This is a genomic window from Streptomyces chryseus (genome assembly GCF_014650755.1).
Lineage (GTDB): Bacteria > Actinomycetota > Actinomycetes > Streptomycetales > Streptomycetaceae > Streptomyces > Streptomyces chryseus.
In genome coordinates this window covers 161,252-177,275 of record NZ_BMVO01000013.1, presented here as the reverse complement: position 1 = coordinate 177,275, position 16,024 = coordinate 161,252, and the positions used below count along the sequence as shown (strand labels likewise).

12 protein-coding genes and 2 pseudogenes are annotated in these 16,024 nt (G+C 73.5%); 4 read left to right on the top strand and 10 right to left on the bottom strand.

The window, feature by feature from the left end:
- Positions 1-92: 92 nt before the first annotated feature.
- The 5 genes from IE185_RS20665 to IE185_RS20645 all read right to left on the bottom strand — a co-directional run bounded on the left by IE185_RS20665 (position 93) and on the right by IE185_RS20645 (position 7,364).
- Positions 93-2,648 (bottom strand): alpha-L-arabinofuranosidase family protein, encoded by a 2,556-nt coding sequence (locus IE185_RS20665; protein WP_138895570.1) that lies wholly within the window; start codon positions 2,646-2,648, stop codon positions 93-95.
- 144 nt (positions 2,649-2,792) lie between these two features.
- Positions 2,793-3,191 carry a hypothetical protein gene (locus tag IE185_RS20660; protein ID WP_229843609.1) on the bottom strand — a complete coding sequence of 133 codons (399 nt, stop codon included), beginning with the start codon at positions 3,189-3,191 and terminating at the stop codon, positions 2,793-2,795.
- A gap of 364 nt (positions 3,192-3,555) precedes the next feature.
- Entirely contained in the window at positions 3,556-4,620 is a 1,065-nt protein-coding gene (locus tag IE185_RS20655; RefSeq protein ID WP_138895571.1) for a hypothetical protein, read from the bottom strand.
- Between the two features lie 42 nt (positions 4,621-4,662).
- Positions 4,663-6,543: a neutral/alkaline non-lysosomal ceramidase N-terminal domain-containing protein gene (locus IE185_RS20650; RefSeq protein ID WP_138895572.1), complete on the bottom strand. Its 1,881-nt coding sequence runs from the start codon at positions 6,541-6,543 to the stop codon at positions 4,663-4,665.
- Positions 6,543-7,364 (bottom strand): class II aldolase/adducin family protein, encoded by an 822-nt coding sequence (locus IE185_RS20645; RefSeq protein WP_189715699.1) that lies wholly within the window; start codon positions 7,362-7,364, stop codon positions 6,543-6,545. Before IE185_RS20645 ends, IE185_RS20650 begins: the two co-directional genes overlap by 1 nt.
- A 121-nt stretch (positions 7,365-7,485) precedes the next feature.
- Between IE185_RS20645 and IE185_RS20640 the strand changes: the two genes are divergently transcribed.
- Both IE185_RS20640 and IE185_RS20635 read left to right on the top strand, forming a co-directional pair.
- On the top strand, positions 7,486-8,160 hold the full coding sequence (locus IE185_RS20640) for a TetR/AcrR family transcriptional regulator (protein ID WP_138895573.1): 675 nt from the start codon (positions 7,486-7,488) through the stop codon (positions 8,158-8,160).
- 91 nt (positions 8,161-8,251) lie between these two features.
- Positions 8,252-9,337 carry a WD40/YVTN/BNR-like repeat-containing protein gene (locus IE185_RS20635; protein WP_138895581.1) on the top strand — a complete coding sequence of 362 codons (1,086 nt, stop codon included), beginning with the start codon at positions 8,252-8,254 and terminating at the stop codon, positions 9,335-9,337.
- Positions 9,338-9,369: 32 nt separating this feature from the next.
- Here the strand turns inward: IE185_RS20635 and IE185_RS20630 are convergent, their stop codons facing one another.
- The gene (locus IE185_RS20630) at positions 9,370-10,047 is read right to left on the bottom strand and encodes a uracil-DNA glycosylase (protein WP_138895574.1); all 678 of its coding nucleotides are present in this window, start codon (positions 10,045-10,047) and stop codon (positions 9,370-9,372) included.
- A 185-nt stretch (positions 10,048-10,232) separates the two neighbouring features.
- Between IE185_RS20630 and IE185_RS20625 the strand changes: the two genes are divergently transcribed.
- Together IE185_RS20625 and IE185_RS20620 are read left to right on the top strand one after the other, a co-directional pair.
- Entirely contained in the window at positions 10,233-11,267 is a 1,035-nt protein-coding gene (locus IE185_RS20625; protein ID WP_138895575.1) for an N-acetylglucosamine kinase, read from the top strand.
- 95 nt (positions 11,268-11,362) lie between these two features.
- Positions 11,363-12,286, top strand: a complete 924-nt coding sequence (locus IE185_RS20620) for a sirohydrochlorin chelatase (RefSeq protein ID WP_138895576.1) — start codon at positions 11,363-11,365, stop codon at positions 12,284-12,286.
- Positions 12,287-12,374: 88 nt separating this feature from the next.
- On the opposite strand, the gene IE185_RS20615 is transcribed toward IE185_RS20620, so the two are convergent.
- The 4 genes and pseudogenes from IE185_RS20615 to IE185_RS33225 form a co-directional block, all read right to left on the bottom strand.
- Positions 12,375-13,433 (bottom strand): lactonase family protein, encoded by a 1,059-nt coding sequence (locus IE185_RS20615; RefSeq protein ID WP_229843612.1) that lies wholly within the window; start codon positions 13,431-13,433, stop codon positions 12,375-12,377.
- A 124-nt stretch (positions 13,434-13,557) separates the two neighbouring features.
- Positions 13,558-15,081, bottom strand: a complete 1,524-nt coding sequence (locus tag IE185_RS20610) for an FUSC family protein (RefSeq protein ID WP_138895578.1) — start codon at positions 15,079-15,081, stop codon at positions 13,558-13,560.
- A gap of 230 nt (positions 15,082-15,311) precedes the next feature.
- Positions 15,312-15,729: pseudogene (locus tag IE185_RS20605) on the bottom strand (gas vesicle protein K).
- A pseudogene (locus IE185_RS33225) lies at positions 15,726-15,866 on the bottom strand (gas vesicle protein); the annotation flags it as partial. The pseudogenes IE185_RS33225 and IE185_RS20605, both read right to left, overlap by 4 nt.
- Positions 15,867-16,024 lie beyond the last annotated feature (158 nt).

Here is a 16,024-nt window from a genome sequence, read left to right as displayed (position 1 = left end):
CTTGAAGTCCATCGCATCCCCTGAACTGGGGTGTTGCGACGACCACTAGAACTCAAGGTTCGCGGCGGGGGGCTTCGGCGTGCAGGGGCGTCTCAGCCGGTCCTGATGCGCATGAAGGTGACCGAGTGGGCGGGGAAGGTGTACGTGAAGGTGTTGTCCACCCCGCCGAGAGTGGAGCGGCGGGGCCTGATCGGCTGGTCGGTGGGGGTGTTGACCGCGTCGGGCGCTCCCTGGAGCGTCGTCAGCCGCGCCCTGGAGGACGCGATGTCGGTGTCCTCGCCGAGGTCGATCGTCGTACGGGCGGCCGCGTCCTGGGCGTTGACGACCTTGACGACGAGTTCGTCCGTCGCCTTGTCGCGGGTGACGACCTGGCGGAAGGGCTCGGCGGCCTTGTCGTCGGTGAAACTCCCCCATTCCTGACCGTCGAGGAAGAGGGTGACCTGCCGGCCGCGCACCTGGACCTTCACGTCGTACGTACGGCCGCTCTCGATCGTCGTACCGCGCTCGATCAGGGTCTGCTTGGCGCCGCCCACGGCCTTCTCGACGACGGAACGGGTGTTGTTCCAGCCGCCGAGGTTCCACCAGTAGTAGGTGCCGGTGTCCTTGACCCCGAAGGCGATCAGGAAGCCCTCCTTGCCGGACTGCTTCGTGGCCTTGAGCTTCAGGTCGTAGTCGTGCCAGGTGGGGTCGCCCGCCGTGACGAGGGTGTTCTCGGCGGCCGCGTCGGACTGGACGTACGCGCCGTCCCGCACGGACCAGGAGCCCGTGCCCGCCGCCCTGGTCCAGCGGCTGTCGTCACCGGAGAAGTCGTCGGCGAAGAGGTTCGCGCCGTCCGCCGAGGTGACGCTCACGTCGTCGTACGCCGCCGCGGTCGCCCAGGTGGAGAGGCCGACGGCGCCGGTGACGGGGCCGGAGGCGGCGGGGGTGCCGGAGGCCCGGCTGGGAACCACCTCGTCCCCCACGTTGTTCATGAAGAGCTTCTGCGTCTCGTAGCTGGCGCTGCCCCAGGAGGTGGCGTTGTCGAACCAGATCATGTTCGGCCGCCACTGCGCGTCGTTGGTGTCGGCGAGGAGCGGGGCGTAGGAGGCGAGCTTGACGACGTCCGCGTTGCGTTCGAGACCGGTCATGTACGCGGCTTCGGCGAGGGCGTTGGAGAAGCGGTTGTCGAGGGAGGCGTACTCGCCGAGGAAGACCTTGGGGCCCTGGCGGTCGTAGGCGTCGTACCGCTCGTTGTTCTCCAGGAACCACTGAGGGCTGTTGTAGTAGTGCTCGTCGACCATGGCCACCTTGGCGTCGCGGTTCAGCTGCCAGGCGCGGTCGAAGGTGGCGCCGCTGTCGTCCGGGCCGGAGTTGCTGATGACGGTGATGTCCGGGTGCTTCGCCTCGATGGCCTCCCGGAACTCGGTGAAGCGCGCGAAGAACTGGTCGGGGAGGTTCTCCTCGTTGCCGACCTCCAGGTGGGTGAGCCCGAAGGGCCTGGGGTGGCCCATCCGCGCCCGCTTCCTGCCCCAGGTGGAGGTCACGGGCCCGTTGGCGAACTCGATGAGGTCGAGCGTGTCCTGGATGTGGCGGCGCAGCAGTTCGGGGTCGTCGGTCGCCCTGTTCTGGCCGCAGCCGGTGACGAGGGCGGGGACGACCGGCAGGGCCATGGCACCGATGTCCTCGGCGTACTGGAAGTACTCGTAGTAGCCGAGTCCGTACGTCTGGTTGTAGCCCCAGAAGTTGGCGTTCACCGGGCGCTGCTCGACCGGGCCGATGGTGTCCTTCCACTGGTACGAGCGCTTGCGCTCGAAGTCCGGTGCCTCGTACGCCTCGTGGCTGCCGGTGTTGACCAGGCAGCCGCCGGGGAAGCGCAGGAAGCCCGGCTGGAGGGCGGCGATCTTCTCGGCGAGGTCCTCGCGCAGGCCGTTCGGCCGGCCCTTGTACGTGTCGCGGGGGAACAGCGAGACCATGTCGAGCCGTACGGTGCCGCTGCCGCCGGCGGTGACGGCGAGCCGGCCGGCGTCGCTGGAGGTGCGGGCGGTGAGCGTTCCCGTGTACTTCGTCCAGCGGTCGCCGCGTGCGGTGACGCGCAGGGCCGTGCCCAGCGGGGTGGTTCCGTCGCGCAGTTCGACGCCCAGCGGCGTCCCTGCCGGCCGGTCGGTGCGCGCCCACACGGAGAAGTCGTACGTGCGTCCCGCGCGGACGGCGATCCCCGCGTTGTAGCCGGAGTTCGCCACCCCGAAACGGCCGTCTCCGCCGTCGAGGTCAAGCCGCAGATAGCGGCGGTTGCGCTCGTTCAGCCGCCCGTCGTCGTCCATGACGCGTGCCGTGCCGCTCGCCGCGCCGCTCGCCGTCTCCTGCCAGGCGGTCAGCGGGGTGTACGCCCGGTTGTCGGCGGGGTCGTACTCGAAGGAACGATTCTGCACGAGCTCGGCGTACAGGCCGCCGTCGGCCGCGTGGTTGATGTCCTCGTAGAACACCCCGTACATCGAGTCGTCGATCGCCGGACCCTCGCCGGCCGGGTCGACGCTGATCGAGTAGTCGGCGGCCTGCGCCCGCGCGGCGGCCGGTGGTTCGGTGGGTGCGACGACGAGGGCCGCCGTCAGGGCGGCGAGGGCGGCGGAGGCGAGGGCGAGCCGGCCTCCGGACCTTCTGTGACTGCGCATGTGGGCTCCTGGTGTGCGTTCGAAATATCGGACATTGACCACAATCCCGAACGAGAACATAGACAGGCGCCCATGGCAGGTCAACTCCCCTGCCGGAAGAGGTTCTTGACGGACGTACTGCGCGTGCCGACTTTCGCGGGCGGACTACGCGCGTCGGCGCAGGGCGATCCCGGCGTCCGCCGCGTACGTCTGGTTCCACTGGCGCCCGGCCTCCGACGCCCAGGTGACGTGCACGGTGTCACCGTCGGACCGGACGCGCTCCACAGTGATCGTCCGCTCGCCCGTCCGCACGTCTCCGCGCCGCAGCTCGTCCGCCCTGACGGTCGGGTACGTGTCCTCGGCCTGCGCCTCGGCCGCGTCGGCGGCCCGTACCAGCGCCGCCGCCAGCTCGCGCGCCTGCGCGGGCGTGGCGACCAGGGCGACGTACGCGGTGCTCCGCGCGCCGATGTGGACCTGCCCCGCCTTCGCGTTCCCCGCCGGTCCGGTGGCGACCTCCACCAGGGCCGCCGGCGCGTCGGGGGTGTGCATACGGATGTCGGGCACGGTTCTTCTCCTCAGGCGTGCGCGCCCACCGTGATGGTGCCGATGGACGCCTCGGGAACAGCCTCCATGATCTCCCCGACGCGTCGCACCTCGGCGTCGAGGGCTCCGCACTGCTTCGCGGCGAGGGTGCCGAGCGGCTCGACGGTGATGCGGAGCCTGCGTCCGGCGCGGCGCCGGTGCCGGGCGTCGCCGGCGGGCGACGCCGTCGACGAGCAGGACGGGGAAGTCGCCCGCCTGCCCGCCGGACAGCGCGCGCTCGGCGGCGTGTCCCGGGAACAGCGGCGGGCGCGGCCGGCACGCGATGACGTACGCGTCGAAGTACGGCTCCCGGCGGGTGTTCCGCCGGGAGCCGGAGCCGTACGTCCTACCAGTCGCCGTCCGCCACCGGCTTCCCCGGCGCGTCGCCGAGCGGCTTCACCTGGTGGGGCGACGGCTGCTGCCACGGCGCGTGGTCGTCGCCCAGCCACTCACCGACCGGCCGCACGCCGCCCAGCGTGCCGGTGGGCGCGAGGTCTTCCGCGTCGGCGTCGTAGTAGTCGAACCAGGGCAGGCCCGCCCGGGTGTACGCGGCCCGGTCGACGGGGGACGGCGGGGGCTCCTCCCCGGTGATGCGCCGCCACTCCGGCGGAGTCACCAGGTGCACGAAGACCCGGCCCGACGGCTCGGCGGCCCAGTCGGAGGCGGGCCGGTCGTCCTTGTAGACCTCCTGGCGCATCGAACCGCCGACGCCCAGTCCCATCGCCGCGGCGGCCCGCGGCGCGGGCGCGCCGCCCCATCCGGCTCCGGACGCGGACATCATGGCCGGGGCGGCCGGCGCCCCCGGGGCGGGTGCGCCGTACGCCGCCGCCGGCGGGGGCGGCATCGCGGCCCTGCGCTCCGCCGCCCGTCGCTGCTCCTCCCGCCACGCCTCCAGGGGCCCGTCCGCGAGCGGCCACGACTGGAGCTGCAGTCCGCCCCACTTCTCCTCGCCGGTGACCTGGCCCTCCACGGTCGCGCCCATCCCGAGGGGCACCGCGACGAACTGCCGCACCGTGCCCGTACCGGAATTGATGCCGTCGAGCCACGGCTGGCGCGGCAGCACCAGGTAGTTCTGCGGGCCCCGCGACAGCCGGCTGTTCCACGGCTTGCCCGACACCGCGCACACCTTCCCGACCCCCACCTGGAGGGCGCCCGGTTCCACGGTGCCGGCGAAGCTCAGCCACATCGCCTCGCGCAGGTAGACGGGCAGCATCACGCCGCCTCTGGCCAGCCACTCCTGCGGGACCGTGGCGGCGTAGTCCTCGACCCTGCGCAGCGGGAAGTTACCCAGGCCCGGGGGCAGTGCGTGCGTCCCCTTCTCGGGCAGTCGCAGCGTACGTACGAAACGCACCCGTACGCCGCCCGGCAGCAGCAGACTGTCCCCGTCGATCCGTACCGCACCGTTGGTCACCGGCGCACTCCCCTCGTTCGGTACCTCTGATCGCTCCCGCTGTCATAAACGATCGTTCCGGGGCGTGCGGTTCCACGCGAAGGGTGTGGTCGTTCCCGTGAACGGTCCGTACGCCGTGTCGCCGAAGTAGCGGATCCGGTACGCACCGGGAGGCGTCTCCGGGGGAACGTCCCAGGTGATCGTCACGGTGGACGCACGGGCGGCTCCCGTGCCGACTGCCTTCCAGCGGAACGTGGTCGACCAGTCCCCGTCGTCGGCGACCCTCGTCCACCCGCCGCCCTCCTCGCGTTCCACCGCCAGGTAGGTGTCTCCCCTGCGCAGGTCGTTCCCGGGATGCGCTCCGACGAAGCGGGCCGTGACCCGGGTGTCCGTGCGGGCGACGGACAGGACATCGCCGAAGTCCCGTCCCGGGTGGGGCGCGTCGGTGCCCCGCCGCCGGTGACGCGCGCGTGGCGGGCGCAGGCGTTCCGGTGTGCCCCGTTCGACGGGCGTGCCGTCGCGCATGGCGCGCGCGAGGCCGGCGGCGCTCTGGCAGAGGGCGGGCAGTTCCCAGCGTCCGAAGAGCGTGCTGCCGCCCTCGTACTCCTGGGCGTCGTACTCCTCGGGTGTCGTCACGTAGTGCGCGTACGCGTTGCTGTAGCCGACGGCCAGGACGTTCGCCGGTTGGGCGCCGACGATCGAGGCGACGGTACGCCGCAGCCGCAGCCCCGCCACGATCGTGATCTCGGCGGGGAGGCCGATCAGGTACAGCGGTCCGATGCGCAGCAGTTGCACCGGGAGCCGTTCCTGGACCACGGGGTGCAGGCGGTTCACGGGTCCAGCGGGCAGGCAGAGTCCCTTGGGCGCCTGCGCGTCGCGCAGACGGGGTGCGAGCGGGTAGACGACCCGGTGCGACAGGGCGTCCCAGAGCGGGTTGCGCCCCGGCCGAAAGCCCCTGAAGCCCGGGCCGTCGACCCAGGCTCCGGCGAAGGCCGCCGCGCCGGCGACGGGGGCCGAGGTGCGGTGCGTACGGCCGTCTCCGGTGAACTCGGGCCGCACCGTCGTGCGGGACAGGTCGACGTGGGTCAGACGTGCGTCCAGGACGCCGGGGATCTCGTCGCCGTACAGCGCGGCGGCGGCCTCGTACTGGCGGGTGCCGATGAGGCGGGTGTTCTCGAACTCGTCGTCGGTGGGGCCCCTGCCCGGCGCCAGACGGAGGTTGGGCGACATGTCGCCGGCGTTGGTCTGCGCGAAGGCGGTGACGACGCCCGGGTCGGCGGCCTCCCAGCGGGAGGCGGCGTAGCCCTTGTTGTCGGGGCTGATGAGCGTGTTCGTGTTCGTCATACTGGTGTTGTGCGTGGCGAACCAGTTGACCGCTCCCGTGAGCCGTCCCTCGCGCTCGATGCGCAGCAGGGTGGTCCGGGGGTCGACGGCGTCCGGGAAGTGCGCCCTGTCGGCCGCCGGATTGCGGTCGAAGGCACGCTTCGAACGGTTGACGCTGGCGTTGCGAAGCTCTCCGTGGGCGAGCCGGAGCACGGCGGGGGCGAGGTCCGCGTGTGCCGCTTCGGCGGCTTCCACGATGCCGTCGACGATCGCACCGTACGTGCGCTCCCTGAAGCCTCCCGTGTTGCTGTTGTAGAGCGCGTGGTGGAAGTAGCCTCCGGGTCCGCAGTGGGTGTGGGTGGCGGTGATCATGACGTGGGACTCGGTGTAGCCGCCGGGCAGCCGGCCGAGCACGTCGCGTACGACTCCCGCCGACATCAGCGGGAGTTCACACACCACGAGCAGAAGCCGCCGTTCACCGTCCGCGAAGGCGAACGCCCGCGCTTGCAGGCGGGTGTGGATCCCGGACGTCTGCTGCTGCGCCTTGCCGTACCCGAGCATGCCGCACTCGGCGGCCTCCCCCGTGATGTCGGCGACGCCGCAGCCGGCGAGGAGCCCCATCAGTCGAACAGGTCGGGGTCGGACGCGGTGATCTGCTCCCACAGGGGCTGTGCCTGGAACCAGCCCGCGAAGTGGCCGCCGATCTGGGAGCGGGTGTGCAGCGCGGTGTCCCGGTCGATGAGCCTGGGTGTACCGGCGGCCATCGCCAGGAGTTGGGCCTGGCAGGACCGTTCCATGGTGACGAACCACCAGACGGCCTCGGCGACGGACCTGCCGACCGTCAGGAGGCCGTGGTTCTGGAGGATGACGGCCTTGTACGAGGCGAGGGCGGCCCCGATGCGCTTGCCCTCCTCGGCGTCGTCGACCACGCCCTGGTAGTCGCTGTAGAGCCCGTGGTCCTCGAAGAAGGCGCAGGCGTCCTGGGTGATCGGGTCGAGGGGTATGCCGAGGCTGGAGAACGCCTTGCCGTGCAGCGAGTGGGAGTGCGCGGCGGCCAGCACGTCGGGGCGCGCCTTGTGCACCTCGGAGTGGATGACGAAAGCGGCCCGGTTCACCGGGCGTTCGCCGTGCAGCAGGTTGCCCGCGTGGTCGACGAGGATCAGGTCGGAGGCTCTGATCCGGCTGAAGCTCATGCCGAAGGGGTTGACCCAGAACGCGTCGGGGGTCTCCGGGTCGCGCACGGTGATGTGGCCCGCCACCCCCTCCGAGAACCCGAACTTCCCGAACAGCCGGAATCCGGCGGCCAGTTGTGCCTTGCGGTAGCGCCGTTCCTCTTCGGCCGAGTCGAAGGACGGCGGCGTCGGGAGCGACACCCCTTCGGGCACGGGGCCGACGGCCGCGGAGATGACCTGGGACATGGTGGGGGGCGTCGCTTCGGACATGGTGTGCCTCCTCGTCCATCGGATACATTCGCGTATCCGATACGGGTCGGGATGCTTTCCGAGGCCGTACGCGCTGTCAAGGGCCCAGGGCAAGCCCCGGAGGCCGGGAGTGAGGTGGCGGATGCCGAAGGGGACGACCAAGCGGCGGCCGCAGACGCTGGCCCGGCTGCTCGACGCGGCGCGGGAGGTGTTCGCCGAGTCGGGCTTCGAGGGCGCCAGGATCGAGGACATCTGCCGGCGGGCCGGTTACACGCGGGGCGCCTTCTACTCCAACTTCCGGACCAAGGACGAGTTGTTCTTCGCGCTCTTCGACGCGCACGCCGACCGCGAGCTCGGCCGCATCGCGCGCACGGCGGCGGAGATCGGCGACGACGAGCTGACCGTCGGCCGGATCGCCGAACTGCTGGCGTACGTCGATCCGGACGAGCGCACCTGGTTCCTGGTGACCACGGAGTTCACCCTGTACGCGATCCGCGACCCGGCGGCCGCGCGGCTGCTCGCCGATCACGACGCGCGGCTGCGCGCGGAAGCGGTGCGGCTGCTGCGGGACCTCTTCGAGCGGGCCGGGCTGCGGCCCACCGTCGACCTCGACGACCTGGTCAGGGTCCTCGTCGCGATGCGGGAGGGGGCGCTCGGCCAGAGCTACGTCGAACCGGAGCGGCTCGCGCCGGGCGCGCTCGCCCGCCGGTTCCTGCCGCTGCTGCTGGCCGCGGCGACGACCCCGGCGCAGGCCGCGCGCACGGCGCGGGGCGGGCGGCCGAAGGGGGCCGGGCCGCCCTCCCGGCATGCCGTCTGACCTGCGCGGACACCGGCGCTGGAGGCCGCTGTCAGTGGTCGGGTGCACACTGGCCCGTGTCTGCGACAACGGCGTCCTGGAGGTGTCGGCCATGACCGACGTACTGCTCACCGTAGGAACCCGCAAAGGGCTTTTCATCGGCCGCCGGCGCGGTGGCGAGTGGGAGATCGACGGCCCCCACTTCAACGCCCAGGCCGTGTACTCGATCGGCATCGACACCCGTGGCGCGGTGCCCCGGCTACTGGTGGGCGGGGACAGCATGCACTGGGGCCCCTCGGTCTTCCACTCCGACGACCTTGGCGCGACCTGGGTCGAGCCGAAGCGGCCGGCCGTCAAGTTCCCCGAGTTCACGGACGCTTCGCTGGAGCGGGTGTGGCAGCTGCGTCCGGCCGGGGCCGAGGCGCCCGACGTGGTGTACGCGGGGACGGAGCCGGCCGCGCTCTTCCGGTCCGAGGACCGCGGCGAGTCGTTCGAGCTGGTACGGCCGCTGTGGGAGCACCCCACGCGCTCGCGGTGGGTGCCCGGCGGAGGCGGCGAGGGGCTGCACACGATCATCACCGACCCGAGGGACGCCCGGGCGGTGACGGTGGCGGTGTCCACGGCCGGAGTGTTCCGCTCCATGGACGGCGGGGCGAGCTGGGCGCCGTCCAACAAGGGCGTGTCGGCGGTCTTCCTGCCCGATCCCGACCCGGAGTTCGGCCAGTGCGTACACAAGATCGCGCAGGACGCGGCCGATCCGGACCGGCTGTACCTCCAGAACCACTGGGGCGTGTTCCGCAGTGACGACGCCGGCGCCAGCTGGTCGGACATCGGGGCGGGGCTGCCCTCGACGTTCGGCTTCGCCGCCGCCGCGCATCCGCACCGCGCGGACACGGCGTACGTCTTCCCGATCACGGCGGACTCCGACCGGGTGCCCGCCGGCAACAAGTGCCGGGTCTACCGCACCGAGGACGCGGGCCGCAGCTGGGAGCCGCTGTCGGCGGGACTGCCCCAGGAGGCCCACTACGGCACGGTGCTGCGCGACGCGCTCTGCACGGACGACGCCGACCCGGCGGGGGTGTACTTCGGCAATCGCAACGGCGAGCTCTTCGCGAGCGCGGACGACGGGGACAGCTGGCGGATGCTCGCGTCCCATCTGCCGGACGTGCTCTGCGTCCGGGCCGCCGTCATCGGCTGAGCCACCCCGGTACCGCGGTTTCCGGCAGCGGTCTAGGGAAGCTGCCAGTCCACCGGCTGGGCGCCCTGGCGGACCAGCAGGTCATTGGTGCGGCTGAACGGCCGCGAGCCGAAGAAACCTCGGTCCGCCGACATCGGTGACGGGTGCGCGGACTCGACGGCCGGAAGGTCGCCGAGCAGGGGGCGCAGGTTGCGGGCGTCGCGTCCCCACAGCACGGACACCAGCGGCTTTCCGCGCGCCACCAGGGCGCGGATGGCCTGCTCCGTCACTTCCTCCCAGCCCTTGCCGCGATGGGCCGCGGGGGTGCGGGGCGCCGTCGTCAGCGCCCTGTTGAGCAACAGCACGCCCTGCCGGGTCCAAGGGGTCAGATCGCCGTTGGCGGGGCGGGGCAGTCCGAGGTCGGTGTGCAGCTCCCGGAAGATGTTCTCCAGGCTTCCGGGCAGCCGGCGCACGTCCGGCGCGACCGAGAAGCTGTGCCCAATGGCCATTCCCGGTGTCGGGTAGGGGTCCTGGCCCACGATCAGCACCCGTACCTCGTCGAAGGGCTGCTGGAACGCGCGCAGGACATGCGGCCCGGCGGGCAGGTAGGTGCGGCCTGCCGCGATCTCCGCGCGCAGGAAATCGCCCATCGCCGCGATGCGCCCGGCCACGGGGCGCAGGGCGTCCGCCCAGCCGGGCTCGACCAGTTCGTTCAACGGTAGTGCTGCCACGGCGCGTCACTCTACTGGTGGTCCACGCGCACCCTCCAACCCGGCCGCCCCGGTCACGGCCCGCCGAACCCGGCACGCCCCTCCGCTGCCCGGCGGCGCGGCGGCCCGCTCGCCCACCCGTCCGGGCCGGCCAACCCCGGGATAGGGTGCCGTCGTTGCTGCTCCTCCTCCCCTGGAGTCGGTCCATGAGGCCAAGCCCCCGCACCACCGGCCCCGCCGCGACGCCGTGGGTGCTCGGCGTCGACTCCGGCGGCTCGGGACTGCGGGTCGCGCTCGCGGACGCCTCGGACCCGCGGCGCGTCACGGCCACCGCGTCGCGTGAGCCGGTCCGCACGGGCCCGGCCGGAATCGACGCGGCGCATCTGCTGGACCAGCTGCTGCCCATGGCGCGGACGCTGCTCGACGAAGCCGCCGGCCCCGACGCGGCCTTCCCCGCCACGATCGGCGCCGTCGCGATCGGCGCGGCCGGCATGGCGACCCTCGGCGACGACCTGCGCGCCCGGCTGCCCGAGGCGCTGAGGAGCGCCCTCGGCGTACGGCGTCTCGCGCTGGCCGCCGACGCCGTCACCGCGTACGCGGGCGCGCTCGGCCTGCGGCCGGGGGCCGTGGTGGCGGCGGGCACCGGCATGATCGCGCTCGGTACGGACCTGGCCGGCTGGCGCAGGGCGGACGGCTGGGGCCATCTGCTCGGCGACTGCGGCGGCGGCGCCTGGATCGGCCGCGCCGGGCTGGAAGCGGCGCTGCGCGCCCATGACGGGCGCGGCGGGGGCTCGCCCGCGCTGCTGGCCCGCGTGGAGGCGGTGTTCGGTCCCGCGCCCGAGCTGCCCGGCCTGCTCTACCCGCGCACCGACCGCCCCGCCGTGCTCGCCTCGTTCGCTCCGGAGGTGGCCCGCTGTGCGACGGCCGCGCCGGGCGATCCGGTGGCGGCGGCGATCCTGCGGGAGGCGGCCGGGCACATCGCCGACGCCGCCGCCGCCGTCTGCCCGCCGTCCGGGGAGTGCGAGGTCGCCCTGACCGGTGGCCTGTTCACGATGGGGGACCCGCTGCTCGTCCCACTGCGGGCCGCGCTCGACGAGCGGCTGCCGCACGCGCGCGCCGTCCCGGCCGCGGGAGACCCGCTGGCCGGAGCCGTGCGCATCGCCGCCGCCCTCGCCACGGACGGCCTTCGGCTGCCCGCCGACGGCCGGCTGTTGCACGTACCGACAGAGCAGGGCAGTTGAACGCATAGCGACTCACGGGATAAATACGGACAGACACCGCTGCAATGCCCCCTCCCCGAACAGCCGAGCACACAAACCCAGTAGCATGCGGCGCCATGAGCTCCCCCACTGGGCCCGCATCCGGCCTGCCTGTACGAATGCCGCGACCACGACAGTCCGGACGGCACCGCCGGCCGGAGCCCGTGGTGGCTCCCGAGGGCGCGCCCGCGCTTGTCCTCGCCGTCCCCGGCACCCCGGGCAGCGCGTCGCGCAGCCTGGCGGAGGAAGTCGTCAGCATCGCCCGTTCCGAGCTGCCCGGCCTGGACGCCAGGATCGGGTACCTGGACGGCGACAACGACGCGTACCCCGCGCTGGAGAGCGTGCTGGCGCACACCGCCGCCGAGCGCACCGCCCGCTACGAGCAGGCGCTCGCCACGGGCCGCGAGGCCGCCGAGCCGCAGGGCCCGGCGGCGGTCGTGGTGCCGCTGCTCGCCGGCCCGGAGAACGCCCTGATGCGCCGGATACGGCAGGCGGTCATGGACAGCCGCGCCGCCGTCGAGCTGACCGACGTCCTCGGTCCGCACCCGCTGCTCGCCGAGGCGCTGCACGTGCGCCTGTCCGAGGCCGGCCTGTCCCGCGCCGACCGCGCCAGGCTGTTCACGGTCGCCACCGCGGCCGACGGCATCATCCTGGCCACCGTGGGCGGCGACGAGGCCGTGCAGGCCGCCGGCATCACCGGCATGCTGCTGGCCGCGCGGCTCGCCGTACCGGTGATCGCCGCCGCGCTCGACGAGGAGGGTTCGGTCGCCGCCGTGGCGGAGCAGCTGCGCGGTTCCGGCTCGACACAGCTCGCGCTCGCGCCGTACGTGATCGGCCCCGAGGTGCCCGACAGCCTGCTGGACGCGGCCGTCAAGGAGGCGGACTGCGCGACCGCCGAGCCGCTGGGCGCCTACCCGGCGATCGGCAAGCTCGCCCTGTCGCACTACACGACGGCGCTGGGCATCGCCCCGCAGCCGGCTCAGGGCATGCCCGCCCACTGAGCGGCCCCGAGCGACGCCCGAGGGCCCGCACCGGACGTCCGGTGCGGGCCCTCGGGCGCTTTCCGTGCGTCCGCCGCCCGGCCGGGTCTCAGCCGAAGACGACGCAGGACGCCGCCGGGGCCTCGAAGGCGCCCGCGCGGCGCGGTATGCCCGTCTCCGCGCCGATGTCGAACCACGTGACGTCCCCGGAGCGCTCGTTGGCGGCGTAGAGCCTGCGCCCCGACGGGTCGAGGGTGAGGTCGCGCGGCCAGTGACCGCCGCAGTCCACCGTCGTCACGAACTCCGCCTTCGCCCCGCTCTCGTCCAGCGCGAGCACGGCGATGCTGTCGTGCCCCCGGTTGGCCACCCACAGGAAGCGCCCGTCGGGGGAGACAACGGGCTCGGAGGGGTACGTCGCCGTGTCCGTCCCGGGCTCCACCACAGGCGCCTCACCGAGCGGTACGAGCACCCCCGACTCGGCGTCCCAGCGGCAGACGGTGACGGTGGGCTCCAGCTCGCCCAGTACGTACGCGTGCCCGCCCCGGGGGTGGAAGGCCAGGTGGCGCGGTCCGGTGCCGGGCCGCAGCGCGGTCTCGGTGTGCACCCGCAGGGTCCCGGTGGGCACGGCGAGGGCGCAGACCCGTACGGAATCGGTCCCGAGGTCGACGCTGAGCACCCACTGTCCCGTGGGGTCGGGCAGCACCTGGTGCGCGTGCGGCCCCGCCTGACGGTCCTGGTCGGGGCCGTTGCCCCGGTGGTGGAGTACGCCGGTGGCCGCCTCCAGGGCCCCGTCGGCGCCGACCGGGAGCACGGTGACGCTGCCCGAGCCGTAGTTGGCGGTGACCAGGTGCCCGGCGGCGAGCGCGAGGTGCGTGGGCGCGGCGCCGCCCACCGGGACCGGCTCGCCCGCCGGGAGCGGGGCGCCGTCGCCGGACACGTCGAAGGCCGCGGCGGCGCCGTCCTCGGTCTCGCTCACGGCGTACAGCACCGTCGCGCCGGGTGCGAGCGCGAGGAACGACGGGTCGGCGACGTCGTCGGCCGAGCCGAGCGCGGTGAGCGCGCCGGTCCGCGGGTCCACGGCGGCGGCGGTGATCCCGCGGCCGCCCGCCGAGGTGAACGAGCCGATGAACGCCCGGTGCGGCCGGCTGGACCTCCGCGCCCGTGGCACAACCGGTTCGGCCTCGTTGCTGCTGCTCACCGTGGAGCCCCTTTCCGCCATGCGATCGCGTACAGCCGTGCGAGCTGCGACAGCCTCGGTCACATTGTCCCGGGCGGCCTCGCGGCGTCGTGGGTCAGGACCGGACCAGCGGTGCGTCCGGGGCACTGTGCAGGGGCGTCGCCAGCTCGGTGAGCACCCGCTCCAGGCCGTGGAGGTGGCGCAGCGCGGCCTCCGCGGTCGGGTGGTGGTGCTGGGCGGACGCCGCCTGCGCTCCGGGGGCGGGGGCAGCGTCCGGCCGGCCGCCGGGCGAGACCAGGGCCTCGACCGCGGCCTCCACGCGCCAGCAGGCGGCCGCGAGACGCGCGTCGTGGGACGCCTGGGGGTCGGCCGCGACGGAGGCGAGTCCGCGCACCTCGCGGGCGCAGTCGTCCAGCAGGGCGAGGACCTGGCGGGCGCGGGCCTTGCGGGCCCGCAGCGGGTTCAGGGGATGCACCAGGGGGGCCAGGGAGAGCCGCGCCCGGCCGATCACCACCTCGAGCTGGGCGGCGAGCGGCGCCGGGTCGGCGTCCGGGTCGCCCGCCAGACGGCGCGCGGCCGTGGTGGTGCAGCCGTGCACGCAGTGCACGGCGCGCTCGATCCAGGCGTGGGTGGCGGAGTGCGTCGTGACCGGGAGGACGAAGGCGACGGCCAGCGCCGCGCCCAGGGCGCCGACGCCGGTCTCGGCGAGGCGCAGCGCGAGCAGGCTCGGCTCCAGGGCGCCCAGCAGCCCGTACAGCAGGGACACCATCAGGGTGACCGCGAGCATCATCCAGCTGTACGACACCGGGGCCGTGTAGAAGATCGCGAAGACGCACACCGCCACGAGCGCGGCCGTCGGGGCGAGCGCGCCGTGCAGCGGCACGGCGAGGAGCAGCCCGGCGACGATGCCGACGACCGTTCCCAGGACCCGGCGGAAGCCGCGGAGCAGGGTCTCACCGCGCGAGGCGGTGTTCACGAAGATCCACCAGGCGGCGCCGACGGCCCAGTACCAACGCCCCTCGGACAACACCTGGCCCACGACGAGGGCGAACGCGCCGGCGACGGCGACCTGGACCGCCTGGCGCGTCGTGATGCGCGCGAGGCCGGTGCCGCCGGGGAGCGCGGGGGCGGCGGGCGGTGGAAGGCGCCGCTCGTAGCACCACAGGCCGAAGCGGACCCCGGAGGAGGCGACCAGGGCCAGGGCGACAGCCGTGCAGAGGCCCGGCAGCTGTCCGGGGACGGTGTGCAGGAACTGCGCGACGAAGAACATCATGAAGGCGAACACGCCCAGGGCGTGGCCCCGGGGCCCCCAGCGCCTGGCGTACACCCCGAGCCCGGCGACGGCGAGGAACGCCACGTCACGCAGGACCGGGGTGTCGTGCAGCCCGGCCGCCAGAGCGAGGACCGGGAAGCCGACGGCGGGGAGCAGGGCGGTGCTGACCGCCTGGGCGCGGACGGTCGCGTCGGTGACGGTGAACAGGGCGAGGAGTGCCGCGAGGCCACCGGTGATGACCGCGGGGAGGGTGTGACCGGTGAGGCCGCAGACGGCCACGGCCAGGCCGACGCCGAAGACGGACCGGGTGGCGCTGCGCAGCCGCAGCCGGCCCGGGTCCGGCACCACGAACATCCTCTTCAGCACTGCTTTCCGCCCCGCCTTCGCCCTGACATCGTTCCGACATGAAAAAGGCGCCACGGAAGTCCGCGGCGCCATCGACCCACCCATCAGAACATCTGATGGGTGGGTGGCTCAAGTCGAGAGCCAGGTGCTGTGCCATTGGCACACTCGAGGCCGCCGATCTGCGTCCTGACCGGGGCCAACGGACCATGCCTCGGAAAGCACCCAGGGTGGCCGGGCCGACGCCTCCGCCGTCAGCCGGGCGGGTCGGCGGGCGGGAGGAGGGGGCCGAGGGGCCGAGGTCCAGGTTGAGGTCCCGCATGGTCAGGCCGTAGCGGGCGCAGAGGTCCGTCATCCGGTCGTGGAGGAGCATCAGCGTCACGCCCAGGCGTTCCTCCTCCCCGGTGAGGTCGCCGGCGTCCACGCGGTGCATGGCCTGGCGCTCCATGAGCTGGCGGAGGAGCTCGACGAGCGTGAGCACCAGCTTCATCAGGTCGCGCTCGACGGTGTCGGGGTCGGTGTTGATCCTGGCGCCCGGCCTCGGCGCGCGGTCGTGCCCCGGCCGGGGGAGGTCCTGCGGGGCCGCGGGAAGAGGCGGAAGGCGCGGCCGGCCGCGTCCGCCACTTCGTCGTAGCGGCTCCGGGGGTCCGGCGGTGTGGCGTCCGGTGTCATGACGGGGGGAGCCGGTCGCCGGGCGGCAGTACGGAGGCCGGACCGCCGCGCGGCCATGGAGCCGGCACCTCCGCGCTGATGGAGGTGATGAGCGCGCGCAGGGAGATCCGGACGAGGTCGATGTCGGCGATCGACAGGGTCGATCAGTTCGAGGACGTCGTACAACGATCCGGAACCGCCTCCGCCACCTTGGGCCACGCCGCCTCCGCCACCTTGCGGCACCACGGTCATGGCGCCTCCCTTCGCGGGCGACACCGCTGGTGCGCCCCGTCCCACCGTGTTCACCTGCACGGCA

Excerpts from the sequence above, each read along its gene's own strand:
- IE185_RS20635 (WP_138895581.1), top strand. The coding sequence starts at position 8,252 with ATGACCGACGTACTGCTCACCGTAGGAACCCGCAAAGGGCTTTTCATC.
- IE185_RS20645 (WP_189715699.1), bottom strand. The coding sequence starts at position 7,364 with ATGTCCGAAGCGACGCCCCCCACCATGTCCCAGGTCATCTCCGCGGCC.
- IE185_RS20625 (WP_138895575.1), top strand. The coding sequence starts at position 10,233 with ATGAGGCCAAGCCCCCGCACCACCGGCCCCGCCGCGACGCCGTGGGTG.
- IE185_RS20640 (WP_138895573.1), top strand. The coding sequence starts at position 7,486 with ATGCCGAAGGGGACGACCAAGCGGCGGCCGCAGACGCTGGCCCGGCTG.
- IE185_RS20665 (WP_138895570.1), bottom strand. The coding sequence starts at position 2,648 with ATGCGCAGTCACAGAAGGTCCGGAGGCCGGCTCGCCCTCGCCTCCGCC.
- IE185_RS20650 (WP_138895572.1), bottom strand. The coding sequence starts at position 6,543 with ATGGGGCTCCTCGCCGGCTGCGGCGTCGCCGACATCACGGGGGAGGCC.
- IE185_RS20620 (WP_138895576.1), top strand. The coding sequence starts at position 11,363 with ATGAGCTCCCCCACTGGGCCCGCATCCGGCCTGCCTGTACGAATGCCG.